The organism is Amycolatopsis sp. NPDC051716, assembly GCF_040681595.1.
Classification (GTDB): domain Bacteria; phylum Actinomycetota; class Actinomycetes; order Mycobacteriales; family Pseudonocardiaceae; genus Amycolatopsis.
This window is the reverse complement of sequence record NZ_JBFAZA010000018.1, coordinates 124,032-147,588: the sequence shown is the minus strand read 5'-3', so window position 1 is coordinate 147,588 and position 23,557 is coordinate 124,032. Positions and strand designations below refer to the sequence as shown.

Here is a 23,557-nt window from a genome sequence, read left to right as displayed (position 1 = left end):
CCGCGATGGATTTCGGGATCGTGCTGCAGACCGACCCGCCGGCGCGGGACGTCGTGCGGCTCATGAAGGACGCCGAAGCCGCCGGGTTCCGGTACGGCTGGACGTTCGACTCCTGCGTACTGTGGCAGGAACCGTTCGTCATCTACTCGGCAATCCTGGCGGCGACGTCGTCGCTCGTCGTGGGGCCGATGGTGACCAGCCCGGGCACGCGGGACTGGTCGGTGATGGCGTCGACGTTCGCCACGCTCAATGACATGTACGGCAACCGGACGGTCTGCGGCATCGGCCGCGGCGACTCCGCCCACCGGGTGGTCGGCAAGCCGCCGTCCACCTTGGCCACCGTCCGCGAGTGCATGCGCGTGGTCAAGGACCTGGCCGAGGGCCGCTCGGTGACCATGAACGAGAAGACCGTGCGGATCCCGTGGATCTCGAACGGGCAACTCGAGATGTGGATGGCCGGCTACGGGCCGAAGGCGCTGCAGACGGTCGGCGAGCACGCCGACGGCTTCATCCTCCAGTGCGCGGACCCGGCGATCGCCCGCTGGACGATCGGCGCGGTCCGCGACGCGGCCCGGGCGGCCGGGCGGGACCCGGCCGGCATCACGATCTGCGTCGCGGCCCCGGCGTACGTCGGCGACGACCTCCCGCACCAGCGCGAGCAGCTGCGCTGGTTCGGCGGGATGGTCGGCAACCATGTCGCGGACCTGGTGGCGCGCTACGGCTCGTCGGGAGCGGTGCCGCGGGAGCTGACGGACTACATCCGCGAGCGGGAAGGGTACGACTACAGCCACCACGGCAAGGCGGGCAACCCGTCGACGGAGTTCGTCCCGGACGAGATCGTCGACCGGTTCTGCCTGCTGGGGCCGCCGTCGGCCCATGTCGAGAGGTTGCAGGAGCTGGCCGAGCTGGGCGTGGACCAGTTCTCGCTGTACCTGATGCACGACGACCGCGAGGCGACGCTGGCGGCCTACGGGTCGCAGATCATCCCGAAGCTCACCGCGTAGGGCTCGCCCTACCCCGGTTCCGGGGGTGCGCACCAGCGCGCCCCCGGTCCCGGTGCCGGGACGATCGGGGCCATGAATTCTCCGAAACTCCGTGCTGCGCTGGCTCTGGGGGCCGCCGCGAGCGTGGTCGCGGTGAGTGCGCCCGCGGCCGTGGCGAGCCCCGCCGGAATAGTCTGGGAAGCCTCCTGCACGGCCGGCTACGAATGCGGCCACCTCGACGTGCCATTGTCCTATCAGGACCCGTCCGCCGGTTCCGCGTCGATCGCCGTGGGCCGGCTGCCCGCCACCGACCAGGACCACAAGCTGGGCACCATCTTCTACAACCCGGGCGGCCCGGGTTCGTCCGGCCGGTTCGCACCGGCGTTGACACCGTTCCTGCACGAGCGTTACGACATCGTCGGGTTCGACCCGCGCGGCGTCGGGGCGAGTTCGAAGATCCACTGCTTCACCGACCCGTCGCAGCTCGAAGTGCTGCAACGAGCATTGGGCACGTTCCCCCTGACCCGCGCGGCCGAGCAGCAGCAGATCGCGGACACCCGCACGATCACCGACCTCTGCGAACAGAACGCGGGCCCGCTGGCCAACCACCTGTCGACGGGCACGATCGCCCGCGACCTCGACCGGTTGCGCGCGGCGTTCGGCGAGCCGAAGCTGCGGTACTACGGCAAGTCGTACGGCACGTACCTCGGCGAGACCTACGCGAACCTGTTCCCCGGCCGCGTGGGGTCCTTGGCACTCGACGCGGTCGATGACCCGGTCCGCTGGTCGACCGGCCCAGCCCCGATGAGCTACCGCCTGCAGGGCTTCGCCGACGCCACGCGTGCCCTCCAATCCTTTTTGGACGCTTGCGCGGCTCGGTGCGCGTTCGACTATCCCGCGATCCTCGACCGCTTGACGGCAGCCCCGATCACGGTGACCGACACGGCCGGGCGGCAGGTCACCGTCACGTACCAGAGCGCGATCGCCCGGATCCACAACTATTTGACCGACGCCCAAGCCGCCCCGCAACTGGCAGCCTTCCTGACGGCACTGGCCAACCCGGCTTCCCCCGCCCCAGCTTCGGCTTCCGCGGGCCCACCGGACATCGACTCCCTCCTCGGCGGCGGCGCAACGCTGTGTTCGGACGCGGAGAACCCACGCGATCCGGCGGTGTGGTGGAACTACGCGCGCCGCGCCGACCGGATCGCCCGCGGTTTCGGCCCGTACGACGTCTACAAGACGGTGCCGTGCGCGACTTGGGACCTCACGGACACGGGCCGCTACGCGGGCCCGTGGAACCACCCGACGGCACCGATCCTCCTGCTGGCAAACCGCCAGGGCGACCTCGAGACGCCGTATGCCGGCGCGCAACGGACGGAGCGCCTGCTGGCCAACGCACGCTTGCTGACCCTGGACGCGTACGGCCACGGTTCCCGTGGCAAGAGCGCCTGCATAGACGAGGCACTCGACCGCTACTTCGGCACGGGCGCGGTGCCCGCCCCGGGCACGGTCTGCGCGCCGGACCGCGGACCTTTCGGCTGAGGCCGGCAACGACGCTTCGGGATTGGCAGGACGGGCTCCGTCGGTGGGGCCAGGAAACCCCGCGCACGCGGAAGCCCGTGCCCTGGCGCCAGGCCGACGCACTCCGGCAAGGGCTGACGTTCAGTCCACCAGCGCCTGGTAGACCAGCTGCCGCAACTGGGGTCGCAAGCGGTAGGTGGTCGACGGCAGCAGCTGCGTGTAGAAGCCCACCGTCAAATCCTTGTCCGGATCCACCCAGAACGCCGTCGAAGCCGCGCCGCCCCAGGCGAACTCTCCTGCTGAGGAGAGCGTTCGGGCCTTGACCGGGTCCTGCAGTACCGAGAAGCCCAATCCGAAACCATGGCCGTCGAAGGGCATCTCCGCGAACAGCGGGCGGCCGAACTCCTCCAGGTCCACGCGGCCCGGCAGGTGGTTGCTCGCCATCAAGGACACCGTTCGCGGGGCGAGCAACCTGACGCCGTCCCGTTCTCCGCCACGCCGGAGCATCTCCGTGAAACGCCAGTAGTCCGCCGCCGAGGAGACCAGGCCGCCGCCGCCCGAAAGGCAGTCCGGGCGGGTTGTGCCCAGGCGGCCGAATGCGTCGTTGCGGGTGGCTCGACCCGATGCCGGGTCGCGCACGTACATCGCCGCCAAGCGGGACGGGGAAGAGGCCACGAAGGCCGTGTCCGTCATGCCCAGCGGTGCGAAGATCCGCGACTCGAAGAACTCGTCCAGCGGAAGACCGGACACCACCTCGACGAGCCGGCCGAGCACGTCCGTCGCGATCGAATAGTTCCACTCCGTGCCCGGCTGGAAGACCAACGGCAGCGCCGCCCACTGCGTAGAACACGCCGCCAGGTCAAGGCCCGGCGGCGTGCCCCACTCGAAGCCCGCCGCGCGGTAGATCGCGTCCACCGGGTGACCGTGGTGGAAGCCGTACGTCAGGCCCGCCGTGTGGGTCAGCAGGTGCCAGACGCGGATCGGCGAAGTGGCGGGCTCGGTCAACGGCGCCAGGGCCGAGCCCTTGACGTACACCCGCGGTGACGCGAACTCCGGCAACCAGCGCGAGATCGGGTCGTCCAGCTCCAGCAGGCCCTCTTCGGCGAGCATCATCGCCGCGACCGAGGTGACCGGCTTGGTCATCGAGAAGAGCCGCCACACCGTGTCCGTCTCCACCGGCAGCGACGCTTCAACGTCCCGGTGCCCGCCGCGGCCCACGTGGACAATGCGGCCGTGCCTGCTCACCACCGCGAGCCAGCCCGGCAACCGGCCATCCTCGACGTACCGGTCGAAATGCGCGTCGATCCGGGAAAGCCGTGCCGCGTCGAAGCCGGCCTCGGCCGGGTCGACGTCCACCTCGAAGTCCGCCATGCGGCGAGGCTACTTCTCCCGCGCCCGCTCGGCCGCCTTCTCCTCGCGCCACGCTTCGTCGTTCTTCCCGTAGCGCCAGTAGCCCGAGATGGACAGCAGCTCGCGCCGCACCCCACGCTCGTCGAGCAGGTGCCGGCGCAGCTCGCGCACGAACCCCGCCTCGCCGTGGACGAACGCCTGGACGACGCCCTCGCGCCACGGCAGCTCGCGCACCGCGGCCGCGACGTCGCCGCCCGACGCCCGGTGCAGCCAGGTGATCTGCGCGTCCGCCTTCGTGACCAGCGGCTGCTCCTCGTCCGCGTTCTCGACGAGGATCACCGCGTGCGCCGGGACACCGGCGGGCAATGCTTCGAGCGACGCCGCGATGGCCGGCAACGCGCTTTCGTCCCCCGCCAGCAGGTGCCAATCCGCCTCGGAGCCCGGCGCGTACGCGCCGCCTGGGCCCAGCACCAGCAGTTCGTCGCCCGGCTGGGCCGAGGCCGCCCACGGACCCGCGATGCCCTCGTCGCCGTGGTGGACGAAGTCGAGGACGAGCTCACCGGCCTGCGGGTCGAACCCGCGGACGGTGTAGGAGCGCTGCCGCGGCCAGTGCTCGCGCGGCATGGTCGCCCGGCACTCCTGGACGTCGAACGGCTCCGGGTACTCGACGCCGGGCACCTTGAACAGCACCTTCACGTAGGCGTCGGTGAACTCGTTCGGCGTGAAGTCCGCGATCCCCTCACCGCCGGCGACGATCCGGATCATGTGCGGGGCCAGCCGCTCCGTCCGCAGCACCCGCAGTCGCGCCGCGGGACGCCCGGACCGCCGGGGTGCTTCAGCCATCGGCCACTCCAACCATCGCTAAGGGTTACCTAACTCACCCTACGCGCCGGAAGTGGCGTGCGGCTACTCCGGTGCACCCAGCTCGTCGAGCAACTTCACGAACCCGGCGGCGACCGCCTTCCGGAACCCGACGAAGAACCGGTTCGCCAACGGCACGCCCCACCGCCCCCGTGAAGCCGCGTTGACCACCCGGTGCTCGACGAGCGCCCCCGCCGGATCGGCCGTGACGCGGTACTCCCCGCGATACCACCAACCGCCCTGCACCGCGACGAATCCCCGTTCCCTATCGACCTCCATCCGCATCGCATAGCCACTACGCAGCTTCCGCCACAACCGTTCGAACACCTCCGCCGGCGGCCGCGCGACCACCCCGGACGCCTCCGCAAGCGTTTTCACCCGCGCGGATCCGAAACCCGCGTGTTCTGGAACGCGGTGATCAGCCATTCGCCCCCTTCCCGGACGAGCACGAAGGAAACGGTCGACTCGCGCCCTTCGTCGGCGACCTCCGCCCCGCTCAGCGACGAGCCACCGCCGACGACGGCCACGACGACGTCCGGCCGGACGAACCGCACCTTCGCCGCCTCGCCCAGCGACCCGGTGAGCTTCGACCCCCGCAACGGCCCCTCGAACAAAGCCCGGTGCGAACTCTCGATCGCCTCCCGCCCCGGGAAGTTCGCCCCGAAGAACGTCACGTAATCCGCGTCTTCGGTGAAGAGCCGCCCGTACGCGGCGGCATCTCCCGAGTTCCAGGCGTCGGTGAGCCGGCCCAGCACCCCACGAACCTCAGCGGCAGCAGTCATCGGATCCCCCTTCGAACAACGTTCGCCTTACGTACACCGTTCTACTCTCGAACACTGTTCGCGTCAAGTACAGTGTTCGGGTGACACTTCCGCCGCCCCCCTGGCGCAGCGCTCCCCGCCGACGCGCCGCGAAACCCGTCCTCTCCCAGGCCTCGATCGTCCGCGCGGCCTTGATCGTGCTGGACGACGAGGGGTTCGACGCGGTCACCATGCGGCGGATCGCCCAGGAACTGGAGACCGGACCGGCGTCGCTCTACGCGCACGTGTCGAACAAGGACGAACTGGCGGAGCTGATGCTCGACGCCGTGCTGGCCGACGTGCAGGTCCCCGAGCCGGACCCGGCGCGCTGGGACGAGCAGGTCAAGGACCTCGTCCGCGACCAGATCCGGGTGATGGCCGCGCACCGCGGCATCGCGCGCATCGCGTGGGACATCGCCGTGCCGGTCACGCCCAACTCGCTGAAGCAGGGCGAGGGGATGCTCGCCCTGCTTCGCGCGGGCGGGTTGACGCTCAAGCAGGCGACCTTCGCGGGCGACGCCCTCTCCCTCTACGCGAAGGCGTACGCCTACGAAGCCAGCAGCTGGACCTGGGGCGAAATCGACCAGGCGGAAGCCGGCGAACGCGGCAGGCAGATGGTGGCGTACATGCGGTCACTGCCCGCCGAATCGTTCCCCAACATGCTGCACGTCGGCGAGTTCTTCTCAGCGGAGACAGCGGCGGAACGCCTCGAGTTCGCCCTCGACACCCACCTCGCCGGCCTCAAGGCCCTCTCCGTGAAGAACTGAAGAATTAGGGCCGCAACACGATCTTGCCGCGCGTGTGCCGCTGCTCCAGCTCGCGGTAGGCGTCCCGGACCTCGTCCAGCGGGTACACGCGGGCGATCGGCAGCGTCAGCAATCCCTTGTCCAGCAGGAGGCCCAGCTCGCGCAGCACGTCGGCCGACGCCGCGGCCGCGTTGCCGTCGCTCTTCACGTTGTACGTCTCCGCCGCCGCGAAGTCGATGATCGTGTTGATCCGTCCCGGGTGGATCCCCAGGTGCAGCGCCAGTTCCACGTATCCGGAGCCGAAGGTGTCCACGAACGCGTGCACACCGGAAGGCGCGGCTTCGCGGATCCGCTCGAGCACACCGTCACCGTAGGAAACGGGGATGACGCCGAGCTCCCGCAGCCAGTCGTGGTTCGCCTCGCCGGCGAGGCCGATCACCGTGGCGCCGGCCAGTTTCGCCAGCTGCACCGCGAGCGAGCCCACGCCGCCCGCCGCCCCCGAAACGACGACCGTCTCCCCTTCGCGAGGGCAGACCGCGCCCACGGCGGCGTACGCGGTGGTACCCGCGACGAACAGCGAGCCGGCGACCTCCCACGGCACCCCGTCGGGGCGCGGGGTGAGGTTCGCGGCCTCGGCGACGACGAAGTCGGCGTGGCTCGACCGCGTGTCGACGAACCCGATCACCTCGTCGCCGACAGCGATCTCCTCGACGCCTTCGCCCAGCGAAGTGACGACCCCGGCGAAGTCGCTGCCCTGCCCCGAGGGAAAGGTCGCCGGGAAACGCGAGTGCAGGAAGCCCTGCCGGATGCCGGCCTCGCCCGGGTTGATCCCGGCGGCCCGCACCTCGACGAGCACCTGACCCGGTCCCGGGACCGGCCGGGGAACGTCCTCGACCCGGAGGACCTCCACGTCGCCGTACTCGTCGAACCTGATCGCGCGCGCCATGAGGCCTCCTCGAAAGTCGTTGCTGAATACAAGCAACGACACGGCCTCCGGTTTTAATCCCTACCCGGCGAGGCGGCGGACCACCCCGTCGGCCAGCAGCCGGCCGCGGTCGGTGAGCACCGCGCGGCCCCGGGAGTCCAAAGCGGACGGATCGAGCAGCCCCTCGGCGGCGGCCGCCCGCGCCTCGGCGAGCCCCGGCTCGTCGAGCACGTCGAGCGGCAGCCCTTCGGCGACGCGCAGTTCGAGCATGATCCGCTCGAGGTGCTGGTCGTCGTCGGTGAGCACCTCGCGCCCGCCCGCGGGCGAGTCGCCGCCGGCGAGCAGCGCGGTGTAGCGGGCCGGGTGCTTGACGTTCCACCAGCGCACCCCGCCGACGTGGCTGTGCGCACCCGGACCGGCGCCCCACCAGTCGTCACCCCGCCAGTAGCCGAGGTTGTGACGGCAGCGGGCCGCGTCGGAGGCCGCCCAGTTCGACACCTCGTACCAGCGCAGGCCCGCCGAGGACAGCATCGCGTCGATCATCTCGTAGTCCGCGGCCAGCACGTCGTCGTCCGGCGCGGGCAGCTCGCCGCGGCGGACGCGGCGGGCCAGCGCCGTGCCCTCCTCGACGATCAGCGCGTACGCCGAGACGTGGTCGACGCCGGCGGCCAGCACGGCGTCGAGCGTCGCGCGCAGGTCGTCGGCGCGCTCCCCCGGCGTGCCGTAGATCACGTCGAGGTTCACGTGCTCGAACCCGGCCGCGCGCGCTTCGGCGGCGGCCTTCCCCGGCCGCCCCGGGGTGTGCACGCGATCGAGGATCTTCAGCACGTGCGGCGCGGCCGACTGCATGCCGAGCGAGATCCGCGTGTAGCCCGCTTCGCGGATCCCGGCGAAGAACTCCGGTGACGTCGATTCCGGGTTCGACTCCGTCGTCACCTCGGCCCCGGGCGCCAGCCCGAAGACGTCCCGGACGGCGTCGAGCACCGAGCGCAGCCCGTCCGCGCCGAGCAGGGACGGCGTGCCCCCGCCGACGAACACGGTGTCCGCGGCGGGCGGCACGACGAGCACGCGCGCGGCGAGCTCCAGCTCACGGCGCAGCCCTTCGAGCCAGGACTGCGGCGACGAGCCGGTGTCGAGCTCACCCGCGGTGTAGGTGTTGAAGTCGCAGTACCCGCAGCGCGTGGCGCAGAACGGGACGTGCACGTAGACGCCGAAGGCTCTGCTGCCGAGCCCCTTCAGCGCGCTTTCCGGCAACGCCGGATCGATCGGTGTGGCGGGGTCGGGACGCAGCACGGGCACGTTCGGATTGTCCACCCCGTCACGCCCGGTCGCCTCAAGGGGCCGATCGGGTTAACACCTGTTACGACGCGGGCGGGTTCGCCGCCGCCCAGTCCGGGTCGACCGGGATCATCTCGATGACGTCGAGCAGCACGCCGTTCGGATCGGCGACGTAGAAGTGGCGCTGCCCGTAGACCTCGTCGACCACCGGGGTCACCAGCTCGGCACCCGCCTCCTCCAGCCGCTTCGCCTCGGCGTGCGCGTCTTCGACGACGAGCCCGAACATCAGCCCGGCCGTCCGCCGCGCGCGGTAGGCCGGCGGCACCGACTCGTGCCCGCGCTGCACGAAGCTGATCTCGTAGCCCGGCGCGCCCGCGTTGATGCTGGCGAACCAGTCCAGCTCGATGGTGACCGGCAGGCCGACGACGTCCGCGTAGAAGCGGGTGGTCGCCGCGACGTCGTCGACCAGGTAGCCCGCCCCGAAACCCTTGACCTGCATCCCCGGTTCCTCTCTCCAAAGCACTGTGCCTGAAGTACTATAGACGTAGTGATCTGGCTCGCGCAAGAGCGCTCATCCGAAACGGTTGACACGGTTTCCGCAGGTGAGTGACCCTTCTCCCACCATCCGGGCAGGCCTGGACCACATTGTGGACGCGTGGCAATCTGACGCCGTGACTCATGCCGGTGTTCTCCTCGTGGCCCGCCGCCACGTCGACCTCGTGCGGGTCGCCAGCGCCCTCTGCGTACCCGTTCGCTGACTGCCGTCGCCACCACCTGCCACGAATTTCGGACAGCCGGCGCCGGAGGAAACCCGCGAGCCGGCGGGCCTCCGCCGCCACGAAACGCCTCTCGGAGGACGCCGCCATGGCCACGCCCCAAACCCCAGCCCGCCCCGCGCGCGCCAAGCAGAAGCGCGGCGAAGGGCAGTGGGCGCTCGGTTACCGGGAGCCGCTGAACCCGAACGAGCGGTCCAAGAAGGACGACCACCCACTCAACGTGCGGGCGCGCATCGAGAACATCTACGCCCACCGCGGGTTCGACGCGATCGACCCGGGTGACCTGCGCGGCCGGTTCCGCTGGTTCGGGCTCTACACCCAGCGCAAGCCGGGGATCGACGGCGGCCGCACCGCGGCGCTGGAGCCCGAAGAGCTCGACGACCGCTACTTCATGCTGCGGGTCCGGATCGACGGCGGCGCGCTGACGACCGGGCAGCTCACCGTGCTCGGCGAGATCTCGCAGGCCTACGCGCGCGACACCGCCGACATCACCGACCGGCAGAACATCCAGTACCACTGGATCCGGATCGAGGACGTCCCGGCGATCTGGGCCAAGCTCGAGAACGCCGGCATGACCACGATGGAGGCGTGCGGCGACAGCCCGCGCGTCATGCTCGGCTCGCCGGTCGCCGGCATCTCGGCGGACGAGGTGATCGACGGCACACCCGCGCTGGACGAGATCAAGCGCCGCTACATCGGCAAGCCGGAGTTCGCCAACCTGCCCCGCAAGTTCAAGACCGCGATCTCCGGCCAGCCCGACGTCGCCCACGAGATCCACGACGTGGCCTTCGTCGGCGTGGACCACCCGGAGCACGGGCCCGGCTTCGACGTCTGGGTCGGCGGCGGACTGTCCACCAACCCGATGCTCGGGCAGCGCCTCGGCGCCTGGATCCCCCTGGACGAGGTCCCGGACGTCTGGGAAGGCGTCATTTCGATCTTCCGCGACTACGGCTACCGGCGGCTGCGCTCGCGGGCCCGGCTCAAGTTCCTGGTCAAGGACTGGGGCGCGGAGAAGTTCCGGCAGGTGCTGCAGGACGAGTACCTCAAGCGCGAGCTGCTCGACGGCCCGCCGCCCGTGGACCCGGCCGTCCCGATCGACCACGTCGGCGTGCACCCGCAGGTCGACGGCAAGTTCTACGTCGGCGCCGCGCCAATCGCCGGCCGGTCCAGCGGGGGCACGCTCGTCGCCGTCGCCAAGGCCGCCGAGCGGGCCGGCTCCGGCCGCGTCCGGCTCACCCCGCAGCAGAAGGTCGTCGTGCTCGACGTCCCCGAGGCGCAGGTCGCGGCCCTGTCGGCCGAGCTGGCCGAGCTGGGGCTGGAGACGAAGCCGTCGCCGTGGCGCCGCGGGGTGATGGCGTGCACCGGGCTGGAGTTCTGCAAGCTCGCCATCGTCGAGACGAAGGCGCGTGCGCAGCAGCTCGTCACGGACCTCGAGAAGTCCCTCGCCGACATCCAGGACGGCCTCGAGACGCCGGTGACCGTGCACCTCAACGGCTGCCCCAACTCCTGCGCCCGGATCCAGACCGCGGACATCGGCCTCAAGGGCCAGATCGTCACCGACGCCGAGGGCCACCAGGTCGAAGGCTTCCAGGTGCACCTCGGCGGTGGGCTCGGCCTCGACGCCGGGTTCGGCCGGAAGCTGCGCGGGCACAAGGTGACTTCGGGCGAGCTGACCGGGTACGTCGAGCGGGTCGTACGCAACTACGTCGCCGGGCGCGAACCGGGCGAACGGTTCCCGCAGTGGGCCGCGCGGGCCGACGAAAGCGCCCTGCAGTGACCGAACGAGCGACGCCGTACCACTGCCCCTATTGCGGCGATGAGGATCTCCGGCCGGAAGAGAACGGCGGCTGGCTGTGTTCCGCCTGTCGCCGGGTTTTCTCGGTCAAGTTCCTCGGACTGTCCCTTCCGGAGGTGTCCCGATGACCGCCACTGCCGACTACAAGACCCTCGCCGAGCGCGCGTCGAAAGAACTCGCCGACGCGACCGCCGACGAGGCGATCCGCTGGACCGTCGAGACGTTCGGCGACGACTTCATCGTCGCGTCCAACATGCAGGACGCCGTCCTGATCGACCTCGCCACCAAGGTGAAGTCCGATGTGGACGTTCTGTTCCTGGAGACCGGTTACCACTTCCCCGAGACCATCGGCACGCGTGACGCCGTCCAGACGGTCTACCCGGGCGTGAAGATCGTGAACGCCCAGGCCGAGCAGAGCGTCGCCGAGCAAGACGCCGAGTACGGCGCGAAGCTGCACGACCGCGACCCGACGCTGTGCTGCAACCTGCGCAAGGTCGTGCCGCTGCGCAAGACGCTGGCGAACTACTCGGCGTGGGTCACCGGCGTCCGCCGCGTGGACGCGCCGACCCGCGCGAACACCCCGATCGTCACCTGGGACGACCGCAACGGCCTGGTGAAGGTCAACCCGATCGCGGCGTGGACCGACGACGAGTTCAACGGCTACATCCGCGAGCACGGGATCCTCGAGAACCCGCTGGTGTCGATCGGCTACCTCTCGATCGGCTGCGCGCCCTGCACCGCTCGCGTGGCGCCGGGCCAGGACCCGCGCAGCGGCCGGTGGGCGGGGCAGAGCAAGACCGAGTGCGGACTGCACGGCTGATGTCAGACACCGAGGGACGCATGACGACACTGGAACCCGCCACCGACGCGGCTCAGGACAACCTCGCCGCCTTGGAGTCCGAGGCCATCCACATCTTCCGGGAGGTGGCGGGCGAGTTCGACCGGCCGGTGATCCTCTTCTCCGGCGGCAAGGACTCGACGCTGCTGCTGCACCTGGCGATCAAGGCGTTCTGGCCGGCGCCGGTGCCGTTCCCGCTGCTGCACGTGGACACCGGGCACAACTTCGACGAGGTCATCGAGTTCCGCGACCGCGTCGTCGAGCAGCACGGGCTGCGCCTGGTCGTCGCGAAGGTGCAGGACTGGATCGACGACGGGCGCCTCGAAGAGCGCGCCGACGGGATGCGCAACCCGCTGCAGACCACGCCGCTGCTCGACACGATCGCCGAGAACAAGTTCGACGCCGTCTTCGGCGGCGGCCGCCGCGACGAGGAGCGCGCCCGGGCCAAGGAGCGGATCTTCAGCCTCCGCAACTCCTTCGGCCAGTGGGAGCCGCGGCGGCAGCGGCCCGAGCTGTGGAACCTCTACAACGGCCGGCACCGCCCGGGCGAGCAGGTCCGCGTCTTCCCGCTGTCCAACTGGACCGAGGCCGACGTCTGGAACTACATCGCCCGCGAGAAGGTCGAACTGCCGTCGATCTACTACGCGCACCGGCGCGAGGTGTACCTGCGCGACGGGATGTGGCTCGCCGAGGGCCCCTGGGGCGGTCCGCGGCCGGGCGAAGAGGTCCGGGAGCGGACCGTCCGCTACCGGACCGTCGGCGACGGCTCGTGCACCGGCGCGATCGAATCCACCGCGGCCACCGTCGAAGAGGTCATCGCCGAGGTCTCGGCCTCGCGGCTCACCGAGCGCGGCGCGACCCGGGCCGACGACCGGATGTCCGAGGCGGCCATGGAAGACCGCAAGCGTGAGGGGTACTTCTGATGAGTTCGCTGCTGCGCCTGGCCACCGCCGGGAGCGTCGACGACGGCAAGTCGACCCTGGTCGGCCGGCTGCTGTACGACACGAAGTCGGTGCTCGCCGACCAGCTCGACGCGGTCACCCGCGCGTCCGTCGACAAGGGACTGTCCACACCGGACCTCTCCCTGCTGGTCGACGGCCTGCGCTCGGAGCGCGAGCAGGGCATCACCATCGACGTCGCCTACCGCTACTTCGCCACGCCGAAGCGGTCGTTCGTGCTGGCCGACACGCCGGGGCACGTGCAGTACACGCGCAACACGGTGACCGGCGCGTCCACCGCGCAGCTGGCCGTGCTGCTCGTGGACGCGCGCAAGGGCGTGATCGAGCAGACCCGGCGGCACGCGGCCGTGCTGGCCCTGCTCGGCGTGCCGCAGCTGGTGCTGGCGGTGAACAAGATCGACCTGGTCGGCTACGACGAGGCGACGTTCACGGTGATCGCCGAGGAGTTCGCCGCGCACGCCCTGTCGCTGGGCTACCCGCGGGGGTCCGTGCTCGCGATCCCGGTGTCGGCGCTGGAAGGCGACAACGTCGCAAGCCGCTCGGAGCGGACGCCGTGGTACACCGGGCCCAGCCTGCTGGAGCACCTGGAGGACGTGCCGGTCGCGCCCGACCCGCACGACTCGGCGCTGCGGTTCCCGGTGCAGTACGTGATCCGCCCCCGCACGCCCGAGTACCCGGACTACCGCGGCTACGCGGGCCAGATCGCGGCGGGCACGGTCCGCCCCGGCGACGAGATCGTCGTGCTGCCGCAGGGCATCCGCAGCCGCGTCGAGCGCATCGACACCGCGGACGGGCCGCTCGCGGAAGCCGGCACCGGGACGTCGGTGACGCTGCTGCTCACCGACGACATCGACATCTCCCGCGGCGACCTGATCGCCGCCGCGGACGCCCCGCCGCACGTCACCGACGAGATCACCGGCACGCTGTGCTGGCTGTCGTCCAAGCCACTGAAGCCGGGCGCGCGCGTGCTCGTCAAGCACGGGACGCGCACGGTGCAGGCGCTGGTGGACGAGCTGCACGCCCGGTTCGACGAGCAAACGCTGTCCAGTGTGGACTCGCCGGCGTCGCTGGAGCTCAACGACATCGGCCGCGTCTCCTTGCGGCTGGCCGAGGAGCTGGGCGTCGACGACTACGGCGTCAGCCCGCGCACCGGGGCGTTCCTGGTGATCGACCCGAAGGACGGCGACACCCTCGCCGCGGGGCTGGTGGGTGAGCGCTTCTCGTGACGCCACCCCTGGTCACCGTCGCGCACGGCAGTCGTGATCCCCGTTCGGCGGCGACCGTGCGGGCACTCGTCGACGTCGTGCGCACGCGGGCACCCGGCGTCTCGGTGTACGAGTCCTTTTTGGACCTCTCGGCGCCGCTCGTCACGGACGTGCTGCGAGCGTTGTACGCGGACGGCCACCGGGCCGCGGTCGTGGTGCCGCTCCTGCTGGGCAGCGCGTTCCACGCCCGCGTCGACCTGCCGGCGCTGATCGAAGAGGTCGTCGCGGGCTGCCCGGGCTTCCGGATCCAGGTTTCGGACGTGCTGGGCCCCGACCCCGCCCTGCAGGAGGTCGCCCTGGACCGGCTGGCGTCCGCGCCCCACCGCCGGGGCACGGGCGTGATCGTCAGCGCGGTCGGCTCCTCGAACGCTGCCGCGAACGCCGTGGTCGCTTCGCTGGCTTCGCGCTGGGAAGAGCGGCTGGGTGTCCCGGTGAGCGAGGCGTTCGCTTCCGCCGCTCAGCCGGACATCCCCGCCGCGGCGGCGGCCTTGCGGTCGCGGGGCGCCCAGCACCTGGTCGTCGCGTCGTGGTTCCTGGCCCCGGGCCTGCTGCCCGACCGGATCGCCGCACTGGCCCGCGAGGCGGATCCGAAGGCGTTCATCGCGAAGCCGCTGGCCGACGACCCGCGCGTCGCGGACGTGGTGGTCAGCCGGTACGCGTCCGCGGTCAGCGGACTGCTCCGCCAGTACGCGTAGCGGGGCGGCGACACCGCCACAAGGTGAGTCTTATTCACATTTTCGTTACCCAGCGCGCATGGGAATGGTGAATCCTTGACGAGCTAGTTAACTTGCCGGTAACTATCTGAACGGCTGCGCAGCTTTCTTCCCTCCCCTCGTGAAACCGCAGGTAGGTGGATACAGATGAAAGCTCTTCACTTCTCCCGGCTGGCCGCGCTGACCGCGGCCGCGGTCCTGCCGATCGCCCTCGCCGCTCCGGCGTCGGCGGCCACCAGCGTCACCTTCGACTGCCAGGCCGACGCCCCCATCGTCGGTCCGCAGAAGGTGGCGCTGAACCAGGACGCGGACGTCACCGCGCCCGCCACGGTCGCGCCGGGCGGTGCGTTCGACGTCGTCGTCGATCCCGCGCCGAACACGGTGCCGGGGACGGTGAGCGGGAACAAGGTCAAGAACATCAACACCTTCGCGCTCAAGATCCCGATCCCGGCCAACTCGTCGTACGTCGGCGCGGACCTGACGGGCGGCTCCGGCCTCGGCTCGACCCCGCCCACCCTCTCCGTCGCGAACGGCGTCGCCACGCTGAGCTTCCCCGGCCCGATCGCCGGGGGCGCCACGTTCGAACTGCCCACCGTCACCGCGCACCTGACCGCGGGCCAGTCGGGCACGATCGAGACGAAGCTGGGCGGGACCAGCTATAGCGATCCGGGCCTGACGTTCAAGGCGGTGGCGAGCACGATCATCGGCGACCTCACCGCACCGACGGCCTGCTTCCCCAACCCGAGCCCGGTCTTCACCACGACGACCATCGGCTGAGCGCCGGGCCACCCCGCGGGCTCCCGCCCGCGGGGTGGCCCGCGTAACACCGGCCACCCGCGGCGGATGTGCAAGGGTGACGGGCATGGCTGACGAACTGGTGCACTACGACGTGGTGGGCGGCACCGCCACGATCACCCTGGACTCCCCGCACAACCGCAACGCGCTGTCGGCTCAGCTGCGTCGCGAGCTCTCGGACTCGCTGACCAAGGCGGCCGCCGACGACGCCGTGCGGGTGATCGTGCTGACCCACACCGGGCCGGTGTTCTGCGCGGGGATGGACCTCAAGGAAGCCCGCGGCGCCGGCGCGGGCGACCAGGGCGTGAACGAGTTCCCGCGCATCCTCGAGCAGCTGTGGACCAGCCCGAAGCCGGTGGTCGCCCGGCTGGCCGGCCCCGCCCGCGCCGGCGGCATCGGCATGGTGGCGGCGTGCGACATCGCCGTGGCGGTACCGGAAGCGACGTTCGCCTTCTCCGAGGTCCGCATCGGCGTGGTCCCGGCGATCATCTCCCTGACGGTCCTGCCCCGCCTCAACCCCCGCGCGGCCCACGAGCTGTTCTTGACCGGCGACACGTTCGACGCGCGCCGCGCGGTCGAGATCGGCCTCCTGAACTCGGCGTCCGAGGACCTCGACGGCGAGGTCGCCCGGTACGTCAAGGCACTGGCGGCGGGCGGGCCGAAGGCGCTGGCCGAGACGAAGGCGCTGCTGAGCCGTCCCCGCCCGGCCACGCCCTCGGACGGCTTCGACGAGATGCTCGGCCTGTCGGCGAAGTTCTTCGCCGGTGAGGAAGGCCAGGAGGGCATCCTGGCCTTCGCCCAGAAGCGCAAGCCGAACTGGGTCCCGCAGGACTAAGCCGGGACGCGGGCCTGCTGGCGGGGAACCAGCGCGAGCAGGCCCGTCACCCCGCCGGCCACCGCGGCGACGACGTACACCGGCGTCAGACCCCCGGCCTGGTAAGCGATCCCGAGCACGGCGACCCCGAGCGTCTGCCCGAACTGCCGGGTCGTCGTCATGATCCCCGCCGCCATCCCGGCGCGCCCGGGCGGTGCCGCCGCCGCGATCGCGGATCCCGTCGCCGGGCCCGCGATGCCGACGCCGACGCCGGTCACCGCCAGCCCGAGCGGAATCGCCACGAGCAGCAGCGACACACAGCCGAGCGCGCCCACCAGAACTCCGGCTCCGAGCAGGGTTCGCGGCGGGAACCGGTGCAGCGCCTTGCCGAGAAGCGTCGAAGTCAGGAAGGACGACACCGCAAGGGGAGCCAGCTCGAGCCCGGCCGCGACCGGCGACCGCGAAAGTCCCAGCCACAACGAGACGTAGACCAGCGCAGCGAACGTCAACGTCGATGCCGCTGCGCAGGCGATCAGCGTCGAGAACCCGCCGTCGCGGAACAGCCGCAGGTCCAGCATCGGCTCGGCCCGGCGCCGCTCCACGACGACGAACCCGGCGAAACCGAGCACCGAAACCACCAGCGCCCACCGGTCCGAGGTCAGCCCGTGCACCAGGCTCGCGGCGCCGACCGCGAACCACACCGCGCCCGCGACGTCGAACCGGCCCGGCCGCCCCGGCTCGTCCAGCCGCACCGCTCGCAGCGCCAACGACCCCGTGGCCAACGCGAGCGGCACGTTGACGAAGAAGACCGACGGCCAGCCGAAGTACTCGGTCAGCACTCCGCCCACCACCGGACCCGCCGCCGCGCCGAGCCCGTTCACCGCGAAGAACACGCTGATCGCCGTCCCCCGCGCACGTCCCTCATAAGAAGCGGCCAGCAGCGCGAACCCGGTCACCGCCAGCGCCGCACCGCCGATCGCCTGCACGCCCCTGGCCGCGATCAGCACCCCGATGTCCGGCGACAACCCGCAGGCCAGTGACGCCAGCCCGAACACCGCGAGCCCGGCGAGGAACACCCGCCGCAGGCCGAACCGGTCGGCGAGCGACCCCATCGCGAGCATCAACACCGCCAACACCAGCGTGTAGACGTTCGTGACCCACTGCAGCTGACCGATCGGCGCCTCCAGATCGGCGCCGATACGGGGCAGCGCCACCGTCACGACGGTCGTGTCCAGCAGGAACAGGAACGACCCCGCACAGACGACGGTCAACGGCCACCACTTGCGCATCGAAACTCCCTTCGCGGATGTGCCCCGAAGAGTGCGCGGGAAGCGCCGATAGTCACCAGAAAAGTCGATAAGTCCGCCGGAAACCGTCATCGAATACGCTGCGGACATGGAACCCGTCACGCTCGACGACGTCGACCGCGGCTTGCTTCACGCCCTGCAGCTCGACGGCCGCGCGCCGATGCGGACGCTCGGCGCGGTGCTCGGCGTCTCGGAGAACACCGTCGCCCGGCGCTACCAGCGGCTGCGGACCGCCGGCGTCCTCAAGATCACCGGCGCGGTCAGCGGCGGCGAAGCCGGCTACACGACGTGGACCCTCCGCCTGCGCACGACCCCCGACGCCGGAGCCGCCGTCGCGGCCGCGCTCGCCGACCGGCCCGACGTGTCGTGGGTGCACCTGCTCTCCGGCGGCACCGAGATCTCCTGCACCGTCCACGCCCCGGACACGGCGGGGCGCGACGACCTCCTGCTGCACAAGCTGCCGCGCGCCCACCGCGTGACCGCGGTCTCCGCCCACGAACTGCTGCACACGTTCGCGCTGCCGGACGGCTGGAGCGGACTGCACTGCCTGTCGCCCGGGCAGATCGAGCGGCTGCGCCCGCCGGAACCCGGCGGCCCGGGCCTCCCACCGGCTCCCGGGGACCAGCCGCTCCTCGACGCACTGGCCCACGACGGCCGGGCGAGCTACACCGCGCTGGCCGCGGCCACGGGCTGGTCCGGCTCGGCCGTGCGGCGCCGGATGGAGCTGCTGCGGCGGCACGGCACGCTGACCTACCACCTCGACGTGTCCCCGGCCCGGCTCGGCTTCCGGTCCGAAACGAGGCTGTGGCTGACGGTTTCGCCCGCGCACCTGGCCGAGGCGGGCGAGGCGCTGGCCGGCCACCCCGAGACGTCGTTCGCCGTCGCCACCACCGGCACGACAAACCTCACCGCGATGGTGAACTGCCGCGACGGCCGGCACCTCTACCGCTACCTGACCGATCGCGTCGCCGGGATCCCCGGCGTGCAGACCCTCGAAAGCGCGCCGGTGATCCGCACGGTCAAACGCGCGGGGACGCCGCTCAGGCGTCCGGCAGCACGACCGTGAGCCGCCACGAACCCGCGCTGCGACCGCTCGGGCCGAGTGCGCGCTGCGCGTCCGACAGCACGCTGCGGATGGCCAGGTACGTCTTGGGTTCGGCCTTGCGCAACGCATCCGAGCCCGGCCAGATCAGCACGTGCTCACCCGGCGGCAGCCACGACAGGTCGGTCAGGCAGTCGTAGAGCGCGTCGAGGTTGTGCCCGAAGTGGTCCGGAAAGGACAGTGCTTCGGCGAAGGCGCTCAGCGTGCCGGCCTTGTCGACCGTCGGCCGGGAGTTCACCAGGTGCGGGTACGCGCCCCGGGCGAACGCCTCTTCCGCGGCGGCCTTCGCCAGCTCGTCGGCGCTCATCGGGCCGGGTCCACGACGACGAACGACGCGTAGTGGTCGCCGGTGTAGTACAGCTCGTGCGCCTGCCCGGTGATCAGCCGCCGGGCGCCGCGGTCGGCGCTGCCGGGAGTCTTCACCGTGTATTCGTGGTAATAACCGGATTTCTTACCGGGCAAGTGCTTCTCGCGGTTCTCGAACACGACGTCGTCGTTGCGCGGGTAGGGGTACGGGCCGCCCGCCTCGATCAGCTTCCACGTGTCCGAGGCCTGCGGCGGCAGCGCGGAAAGCGCCTTCACCGGCAGCCCGGAGTCCGCGCCCGGCACAGCGGCGCCGCCCTTGGCGGGTGTGCTGCTCTGGGCGGGTGTGCTCGCCGAGGTGCCCGGTGCGGGCGCATCGTCGTTGACGACGTCCTTGACCAGCCAGCCCCCCAGCACCAGCACGAGGAGCCCGATCAGCGCGGCGGTGATCCGCCTTCGGTTGAACATGGTGCGCGAGCTTATGCCGACCCGTCGGAGTCGTCGTCACGCCCCGGAGTCAACCGTCGCGCGAAGAGGTCGACGACCTTGTCGAGCACCCAGGCGGCGGCGAGGCACAGCGGCACGACGACCACCATGACCAGCACGAACTGCACCGGGAACCAGGCTTGGGCGAGCCACAGCTCGACCCCGTCCCACCAGTCGGCAAGCCCGTTGAACACAGTGTGAGCCTACGCGCGCTCTGCTGCCGTCGTGCCTCTGGGGCGGTACCTTGCGAGGCATGTTCGCCGTGTACGCGCAGGAACCCAACGCCGACAGCCCGCTGGACTCGCTCGTCGTGGGCGAGCGCCCCGAACCCGAGGTGCCCGACGGCTGGGTCCGCGTGCACGTCAAGGCGGCCAGCCTCAACATGCACGACCTCTGGACGCTGCGCGGGGTCGGGATCAAGCCGGAGCAGTTCCCGATGATCCTCGGCTGCGACGGTGCCGGCACCCTCGACGACGGCTCCGAGGTCGTCATCCACTCGGTGATCAACGCGCCGGGCTGGCAGGGCGACGACACCCTCGACCCGAAGCGCACGCTGCTCACCGAGAAGCACCAGGGCACCTTCGCCGACCAGGTCGTCGTGCCCGCGCGCAACGTCGTCCCGAAGCCCGAAGCGCTCAGCTTCGCCGAAGCCGCCACCATGGGCACGGCCTGGCTGACCGCCTACCGGATGCTCTTCGTGAAGTCCGGGCTGCGGCCGGGGCAGACGATGCTCGTGCAGGGTGCCTCCGGCGGCGTCTCGACGGCGCTGGTCCAGCTGGGCCGCGCGGCCGGGTTCCGGGTTTGGGTCACCGGCCGCACCGAGGAGAAGCGCGCCCTCGCCACCAGTCTCGGCGCGCACCAGGCGTTCGAATCGGGCGCGCGGCTGCCCGAGCGCGTCGACGCCGTGTTCGAGACCGTCGGCAAGGCGACCTGGTCGCACTCGGTCAAGTCGCTCAAGCCGGGCGGGATCATCGTGGTCTCGGGCTCGACCAGCGGCCCGGACGCGCACGCGGAACTGCAGCGCGTCTTTTTCCTCCAGCTGCGCGTCGCCGGCTCGACCATGGGCACCCGCGACGAGCTCGCGGACCTGCTCGCCTACCTCGACCTGACCGGCGTCCGGCCGCAGATCGGCGCGGAACTTCCGTTTGCCGAGGCACCCAAGGGCTTCCAGGCGATGCTCGACGGGGACACCGCCGGGAAGATCGTCTTCACCCGCTAGACCCGCCGTGAGCTGGGCGGACCCTTTGATCCGCCCAGCCCGGCATCTCGTGAATATTTCACGTCTTCAGTTCGAGACCTGGTCGTTAGCACCGAAATTCCACCAAAACCCCACCCCGGCCAGGTAATCTTGAGGAATGACCGCAACGAAGCGGCCCGCGCCGGCTGTCCCGGGCGGCCGGCCCAGTGACGAGGACCCGATCCGGGTCTCCTTCCGGCGCTACGCCGGTGTCCGCACCCGCGTGCTCGAGGTCGGCGAAACCGTCGCCGAGCCGGAGGTTTCGCGCCGCTCCCTGCGCCGCAGGTCTGCCACCCCGCACGTCCGGCCCACCGCTCCGCGGCTGGTGCTGCTGCACGGCTACTGCGACAGCGCCGACACCTGGCGCCCCGCCCTGGAGCAGCTCGCGGCCGCCGGGATCCCCGCGGTCGCCGTCGATCTGCCCGGGTTCGGCGACGCCCAGCCGCTGCGGCCGGGTCCGATGCTGCCGCAGCTCGACGCGTTCACCACCGCCGTCGTCCGCGAACAGGCCGTGCTCGGCTCGGTCGTGCTGGCCGGGAACTCCCTCGGCGGCACCATGAGCCTGCGCGCGGCGCAGAACAGCAGGGTGCCGATCTCCGGCGTCGTCTCGATCGCCGCGCCGGGCTTCGTCGACTCGTGGCTGATCCGCGCGGTCGCGCGCTACCCGCTGCCGCTGCGGCTGTATTCGTCCCTGCCCCTCCCGGTGCCGGGGTTCCTGGTGCGCAAGGTCGCCGAGCAGCTCGTCCCCCGGCTGCTGTACGCCGACTCGGGCGCGGCCGACGCCACCCAGGTGCAGCGCTTCACCGCGCTCTTCCCGGACTACCGCGCGACCAAGAGCCGGCTGGAAGAGGCCCGGCAGCTCGTCGCGGAACTCGCCGACGCCTACCGGCTCGACTCGGTCGAGGTCCCGCTGCTGGTCGTCGCGTGCGGCAAGGACAAGCTCGTCACCGCCGCGTCCGGCCGGCAGCTGCACACCCTGGTACCGCACAGCAGGCTGCTGGTCCGCGAGGACTGGGGGCACTGCCCGCAGCTGGACGACCCGGTGGAGGTCGCGGAGCTGCTCACCTACTTCGCGGCGAGCGCGGTCCGGACCACCCAGGCGAAGCGGGCGGCCGCGACGGCACCGAAGGCCGTCAGCGAGGACACCGCGGCGGGCTGACGCGCTCAGGCTGTCGGCGCGCCGGGTTGGCGGTAGGTTCCCGCGAGGGTCCGTGATCCGGGCCCTCCACCGACCGTTCGGGAGACGATGATGTCCGCTCCAGGAGGCTTGGGCTCGAGCTCCGGCATCTTCCGGCGCAAGCCGATCGACCACATCCAGGACCCGGCCGAAAGCGGCGGCCTGCAACGCACTCTGGGGCTGTGGCAGCTGACCGCCATCGGCGTCGGCGGCATCATCGGCGCCGGGATCTTCGCCCTCGCCGGCAGTGTCGCGCACGGCGACGACGCGGCGGGCATCCCCGGCGTCGGGCCGGCCGTGCTGATCTCGTTCCTCATCGCCGGGGTCGCCAGCGCCGCCGCGGCGTTCTCCTACGCGGAGTTCGCCGGCCTGATCCCGAAGGCCGGTTCGGCCTACACCTACGGCTACGCGGTGCTCGGCGAGATCGTCGGCTGGTTCATCGGCTGGGACCTGCTGCTGGAGTACACCGCGATCGTGGCGGTGGTGGCGATCGGCATCTCGGGCTACTTCAGCTTCCTGCTCGGCCAGCTCGGCCTGGACCTGCCGGCGTGGATGCTCGGTGCGCCCGGGACCGGTCCGGGCCACAAGGTCGACCTGTTCGCCGCGCTGCTGTGCCTGCTGATCGCGTACCTGCTCAACCGCGGCATCCGCAGCGCCGCCCGGTTCGAGACGGCCATGGTCGGGATCAAGGTCCTGATCGTGCTGGTGGTCATCCTGGTCGGCTTCTTCTACGTCAAGACCGGCAACTACACGCCGTTCGCGCCGGCCGGCTTCGGCGGCGCGGTGACCGGCGCCGCGACGGTGTTCTTCGCCGTCTTCGGTTATGACGCGATGTCGACGGCGGCCGAAGAATCCAAGGATGCGCAGCGGCACATGCCGAAGGCGATCCTGTACTCGCTGGCCATCTCGATGGTGCTGTACGTGCTGGCCTGCCTGGTGCTGACCGGCATGCAGAAGTACACCGAGATCGACCCGAAGAGCGGCTTCTCGACGGCGTTCAAGTCAGTCGGCCTCTCCGGGCTGGCCACGGTGATCGCGATCGGAGCCATCATCGGCATCCTCACCGTGCTGTTCACGTTCCTGATGGGCGCCACCCGCGTCGGCTACTCGATGAGCCGCGACGGCCTGCTGCCGCCGTGGTTCGGCAAGACCAGCCCGAAGCGCCAGGTGCCGAGCCGGATGACGTGGATCCTCGGCGGCGCGTCCGCCATCATCGCCGGGGTGCTGCCGATCGGCGAGGCGGCCGAGCTGACGAACATCGGCATCCTGCTGGCGTTCGTCGTCGTCTGCGTCGCGGTGATCGTGCTGCGCTACAAGCAGCCGGACCTGCCCCGGACGTTCAAGACGCCGGGCATGCCGGTGGTGCCCGCGATCGGCATCGTGTTCTCGCTCTGGCTGATCACGTTCCTGCAGCCGGCAACCTGGATCCGGTTCGGCGTCTGGTTCGTGATCGGCCTGGTCGTCTACTTCCTCTACAGCCGGCGGCACTCGCTGCTGAACCGCACGGGCGGCTAGTGTCGCGCGTC

The 23,557-nt window shown here is 71.1% G+C and carries 27 protein-coding genes; 16 read left to right on the top strand and 11 right to left on the bottom strand.

Annotation, left to right across the window (positions count from 1 at the left end):
• Positions 1-5 precede the first annotated feature (5 nt).
• Both AB0M30_RS25220 and AB0M30_RS25215 read left to right on the top strand, forming a co-directional pair.
• The gene (locus tag AB0M30_RS25220) at positions 6-1,004 is read left to right on the top strand and encodes a TIGR03842 family LLM class F420-dependent oxidoreductase (protein WP_364587947.1); all 999 of its coding nucleotides are present in this window, start codon (positions 6-8) and stop codon (positions 1,002-1,004) included.
• Between the two features lie 72 nt (positions 1,005-1,076).
• The gene (locus tag AB0M30_RS25215) at positions 1,077-2,525 is read left to right on the top strand and encodes an alpha/beta hydrolase (RefSeq protein WP_364587944.1); all 1,449 of its coding nucleotides are present in this window, start codon (positions 1,077-1,079) and stop codon (positions 2,523-2,525) included.
• A gap of 120 nt (positions 2,526-2,645) precedes the next feature.
• Here the strand turns inward: AB0M30_RS25215 and AB0M30_RS25210 are convergent, their stop codons facing one another.
• The 4 genes from AB0M30_RS25210 to AB0M30_RS25195 form a co-directional block, all read right to left on the bottom strand.
• Entirely contained in the window at positions 2,646-3,875 is a 1,230-nt protein-coding gene (locus tag AB0M30_RS25210) for a serine hydrolase domain-containing protein (protein ID WP_364587941.1), read from the bottom strand.
• Positions 3,876-3,884: 9 nt separating this feature from the next.
• Positions 3,885-4,697, bottom strand: a complete 813-nt coding sequence (locus tag AB0M30_RS25205) for a siderophore-interacting protein (RefSeq protein WP_364587938.1) — start codon at positions 4,695-4,697, stop codon at positions 3,885-3,887.
• Between the two features lie 63 nt (positions 4,698-4,760).
• Entirely contained in the window at positions 4,761-5,093 is a 333-nt protein-coding gene (locus AB0M30_RS25200) for a hypothetical protein (protein ID WP_364587935.1), read from the bottom strand.
• A complete protein-coding gene (locus tag AB0M30_RS25195) occupies positions 5,090-5,497 on the bottom strand; it encodes an SgcJ/EcaC family oxidoreductase (protein ID WP_364587932.1) in 408 nt (135 codons plus the stop codon). The genes AB0M30_RS25200 and AB0M30_RS25195 overlap by 4 nt, the downstream gene beginning before the upstream one ends.
• A gap of 80 nt (positions 5,498-5,577) precedes the next feature.
• On the opposite strand from AB0M30_RS25195, the gene AB0M30_RS25190 reads away from it, so the two are divergent.
• On the top strand, positions 5,578-6,282 hold the full coding sequence (locus tag AB0M30_RS25190; RefSeq protein WP_364587929.1) for a TetR/AcrR family transcriptional regulator: 705 nt from the start codon (positions 5,578-5,580) through the stop codon (positions 6,280-6,282).
• Between the two features lie 4 nt (positions 6,283-6,286).
• Here the strand turns inward: AB0M30_RS25190 and AB0M30_RS25185 are convergent, their stop codons facing one another.
• The 3 genes from AB0M30_RS25185 to AB0M30_RS25175 form a co-directional block, all read right to left on the bottom strand.
• Positions 6,287-7,207, bottom strand: a complete 921-nt coding sequence (locus tag AB0M30_RS25185; protein ID WP_364587926.1) for an NADP-dependent oxidoreductase — start codon at positions 7,205-7,207, stop codon at positions 6,287-6,289.
• 60 nt (positions 7,208-7,267) lie between these two features.
• Complete coding sequence (gene hemW, locus AB0M30_RS25180; protein ID WP_199191712.1) at positions 7,268-8,485, bottom strand: radical SAM family heme chaperone HemW; 1,218 nt, start codon at positions 8,483-8,485, stop codon at positions 7,268-7,270.
• Between the two features lie 61 nt (positions 8,486-8,546).
• On the bottom strand, positions 8,547-8,963 hold the full coding sequence (locus AB0M30_RS25175) for a VOC family protein (protein WP_364587922.1): 417 nt from the start codon (positions 8,961-8,963) through the stop codon (positions 8,547-8,549).
• 103 nt (positions 8,964-9,066) lie between these two features.
• On the opposite strand from AB0M30_RS25175, the gene AB0M30_RS25170 reads away from it, so the two are divergent.
• The 9 genes from AB0M30_RS25170 to AB0M30_RS25130 all read left to right on the top strand — a co-directional run bounded on the left by AB0M30_RS25170 (position 9,067) and on the right by AB0M30_RS25130 (position 16,440).
• Entirely contained in the window at positions 9,067-9,222 is a 156-nt protein-coding gene (locus tag AB0M30_RS25170; RefSeq protein ID WP_364587919.1) for a putative leader peptide, read from the top strand.
• A gap of 106 nt (positions 9,223-9,328) precedes the next feature.
• Positions 9,329-11,017: a nitrite/sulfite reductase gene (locus AB0M30_RS25165; protein WP_364587916.1), complete on the top strand. Its 1,689-nt coding sequence runs from the start codon at positions 9,329-9,331 to the stop codon at positions 11,015-11,017.
• A complete protein-coding gene (locus tag AB0M30_RS25160; protein ID WP_360178576.1) occupies positions 11,014-11,163 on the top strand; it encodes an Insertion element protein in 150 nt (49 codons plus the stop codon). Before AB0M30_RS25165 ends, AB0M30_RS25160 begins: the two co-directional genes overlap by 4 nt.
• Positions 11,160-11,855, top strand: coding sequence for a phosphoadenylyl-sulfate reductase (locus AB0M30_RS25155; RefSeq protein ID WP_364587913.1), 696 nt, complete (start codon positions 11,160-11,162; stop codon positions 11,853-11,855). The genes AB0M30_RS25160 and AB0M30_RS25155 overlap by 4 nt, the downstream gene beginning before the upstream one ends.
• Positions 11,856-11,875: 20 nt before the next feature.
• A complete protein-coding gene (gene cysD, locus AB0M30_RS25150; RefSeq protein WP_360178582.1) occupies positions 11,876-12,796 on the top strand; it encodes a sulfate adenylyltransferase subunit CysD in 921 nt (306 codons plus the stop codon).
• Positions 12,796-14,058, top strand: coding sequence for a GTP-binding protein (locus AB0M30_RS25145; protein WP_364587910.1), 1,263 nt, complete (start codon positions 12,796-12,798; stop codon positions 14,056-14,058). Before cysD ends, AB0M30_RS25145 begins: the two co-directional genes overlap by 1 nt.
• Positions 14,055-14,792: a sirohydrochlorin chelatase gene (locus AB0M30_RS25140; RefSeq protein ID WP_364587907.1), complete on the top strand. Its 738-nt coding sequence runs from the start codon at positions 14,055-14,057 to the stop codon at positions 14,790-14,792. The genes AB0M30_RS25145 and AB0M30_RS25140 overlap by 4 nt, the downstream gene beginning before the upstream one ends.
• A 165-nt stretch (positions 14,793-14,957) precedes the next feature.
• The gene (locus tag AB0M30_RS25135; protein WP_364587904.1) at positions 14,958-15,587 is read left to right on the top strand and encodes a cyclase; all 630 of its coding nucleotides are present in this window, start codon (positions 14,958-14,960) and stop codon (positions 15,585-15,587) included.
• Between the two features lie 85 nt (positions 15,588-15,672).
• Positions 15,673-16,440 (top strand): enoyl-CoA hydratase family protein, encoded by a 768-nt coding sequence (locus AB0M30_RS25130; RefSeq protein ID WP_364587901.1) that lies wholly within the window; start codon positions 15,673-15,675, stop codon positions 16,438-16,440.
• Here the strand turns inward: AB0M30_RS25130 and AB0M30_RS25125 are convergent.
• The gene (locus tag AB0M30_RS25125) at positions 16,437-17,708 is read right to left on the bottom strand and encodes an MFS transporter (protein ID WP_364587898.1); all 1,272 of its coding nucleotides are present in this window, start codon (positions 17,706-17,708) and stop codon (positions 16,437-16,439) included. The genes AB0M30_RS25130 and AB0M30_RS25125 overlap by 4 nt on opposite strands.
• 106 nt (positions 17,709-17,814) lie before the next feature.
• Here AB0M30_RS25125 and AB0M30_RS25120 point away from each other — a divergent pair, with 106 nt between their 5' ends.
• Complete coding sequence (locus tag AB0M30_RS25120) at positions 17,815-18,792, top strand: Lrp/AsnC family transcriptional regulator (protein WP_364587895.1); 978 nt, start codon at positions 17,815-17,817, stop codon at positions 18,790-18,792.
• Here AB0M30_RS25120 and AB0M30_RS25115 read toward each other — a convergent pair.
• The 3 genes from AB0M30_RS25115 to AB0M30_RS25105 are packed head-to-tail and all read right to left on the bottom strand — an operon-like array spanning position 18,767 to position 19,811.
• Positions 18,767-19,135 carry a barstar family protein gene (locus AB0M30_RS25115; protein WP_360178602.1) on the bottom strand — a complete coding sequence of 123 codons (369 nt, stop codon included), beginning with the start codon at positions 19,133-19,135 and terminating at the stop codon, positions 18,767-18,769. The two genes, AB0M30_RS25120 and AB0M30_RS25115, sit on opposite strands and share 26 nt — an antisense overlap.
• Positions 19,132-19,599, bottom strand: a complete 468-nt coding sequence (locus tag AB0M30_RS25110) for a ribonuclease domain-containing protein (protein ID WP_364587891.1) — start codon at positions 19,597-19,599, stop codon at positions 19,132-19,134. Before AB0M30_RS25110 ends, AB0M30_RS25115 begins: the two co-directional genes overlap by 4 nt.
• Before the next feature lie 11 nt (positions 19,600-19,610).
• Positions 19,611-19,811 carry a hypothetical protein gene (locus AB0M30_RS25105; RefSeq protein ID WP_103343465.1) on the bottom strand — a complete coding sequence of 67 codons (201 nt, stop codon included), beginning with the start codon at positions 19,809-19,811 and terminating at the stop codon, positions 19,611-19,613.
• A gap of 59 nt (positions 19,812-19,870) precedes the next feature.
• Here AB0M30_RS25105 and AB0M30_RS25100 point away from each other — a divergent pair, with 59 nt between their 5' ends.
• From AB0M30_RS25100 to AB0M30_RS25090, 3 genes are all read left to right on the top strand, one after another.
• The gene (locus AB0M30_RS25100; protein WP_364587887.1) at positions 19,871-20,836 is read left to right on the top strand and encodes a zinc-binding dehydrogenase; all 966 of its coding nucleotides are present in this window, start codon (positions 19,871-19,873) and stop codon (positions 20,834-20,836) included.
• A gap of 136 nt (positions 20,837-20,972) precedes the next feature.
• On the top strand, positions 20,973-22,013 hold the full coding sequence (locus AB0M30_RS25095) for an alpha/beta hydrolase (protein ID WP_364587884.1): 1,041 nt from the start codon (positions 20,973-20,975) through the stop codon (positions 22,011-22,013).
• A gap of 90 nt (positions 22,014-22,103) precedes the next feature.
• Entirely contained in the window at positions 22,104-23,546 is a 1,443-nt protein-coding gene (locus tag AB0M30_RS25090; RefSeq protein ID WP_364587882.1) for an amino acid permease, read from the top strand.
• Positions 23,547-23,557 lie beyond the last annotated feature (11 nt).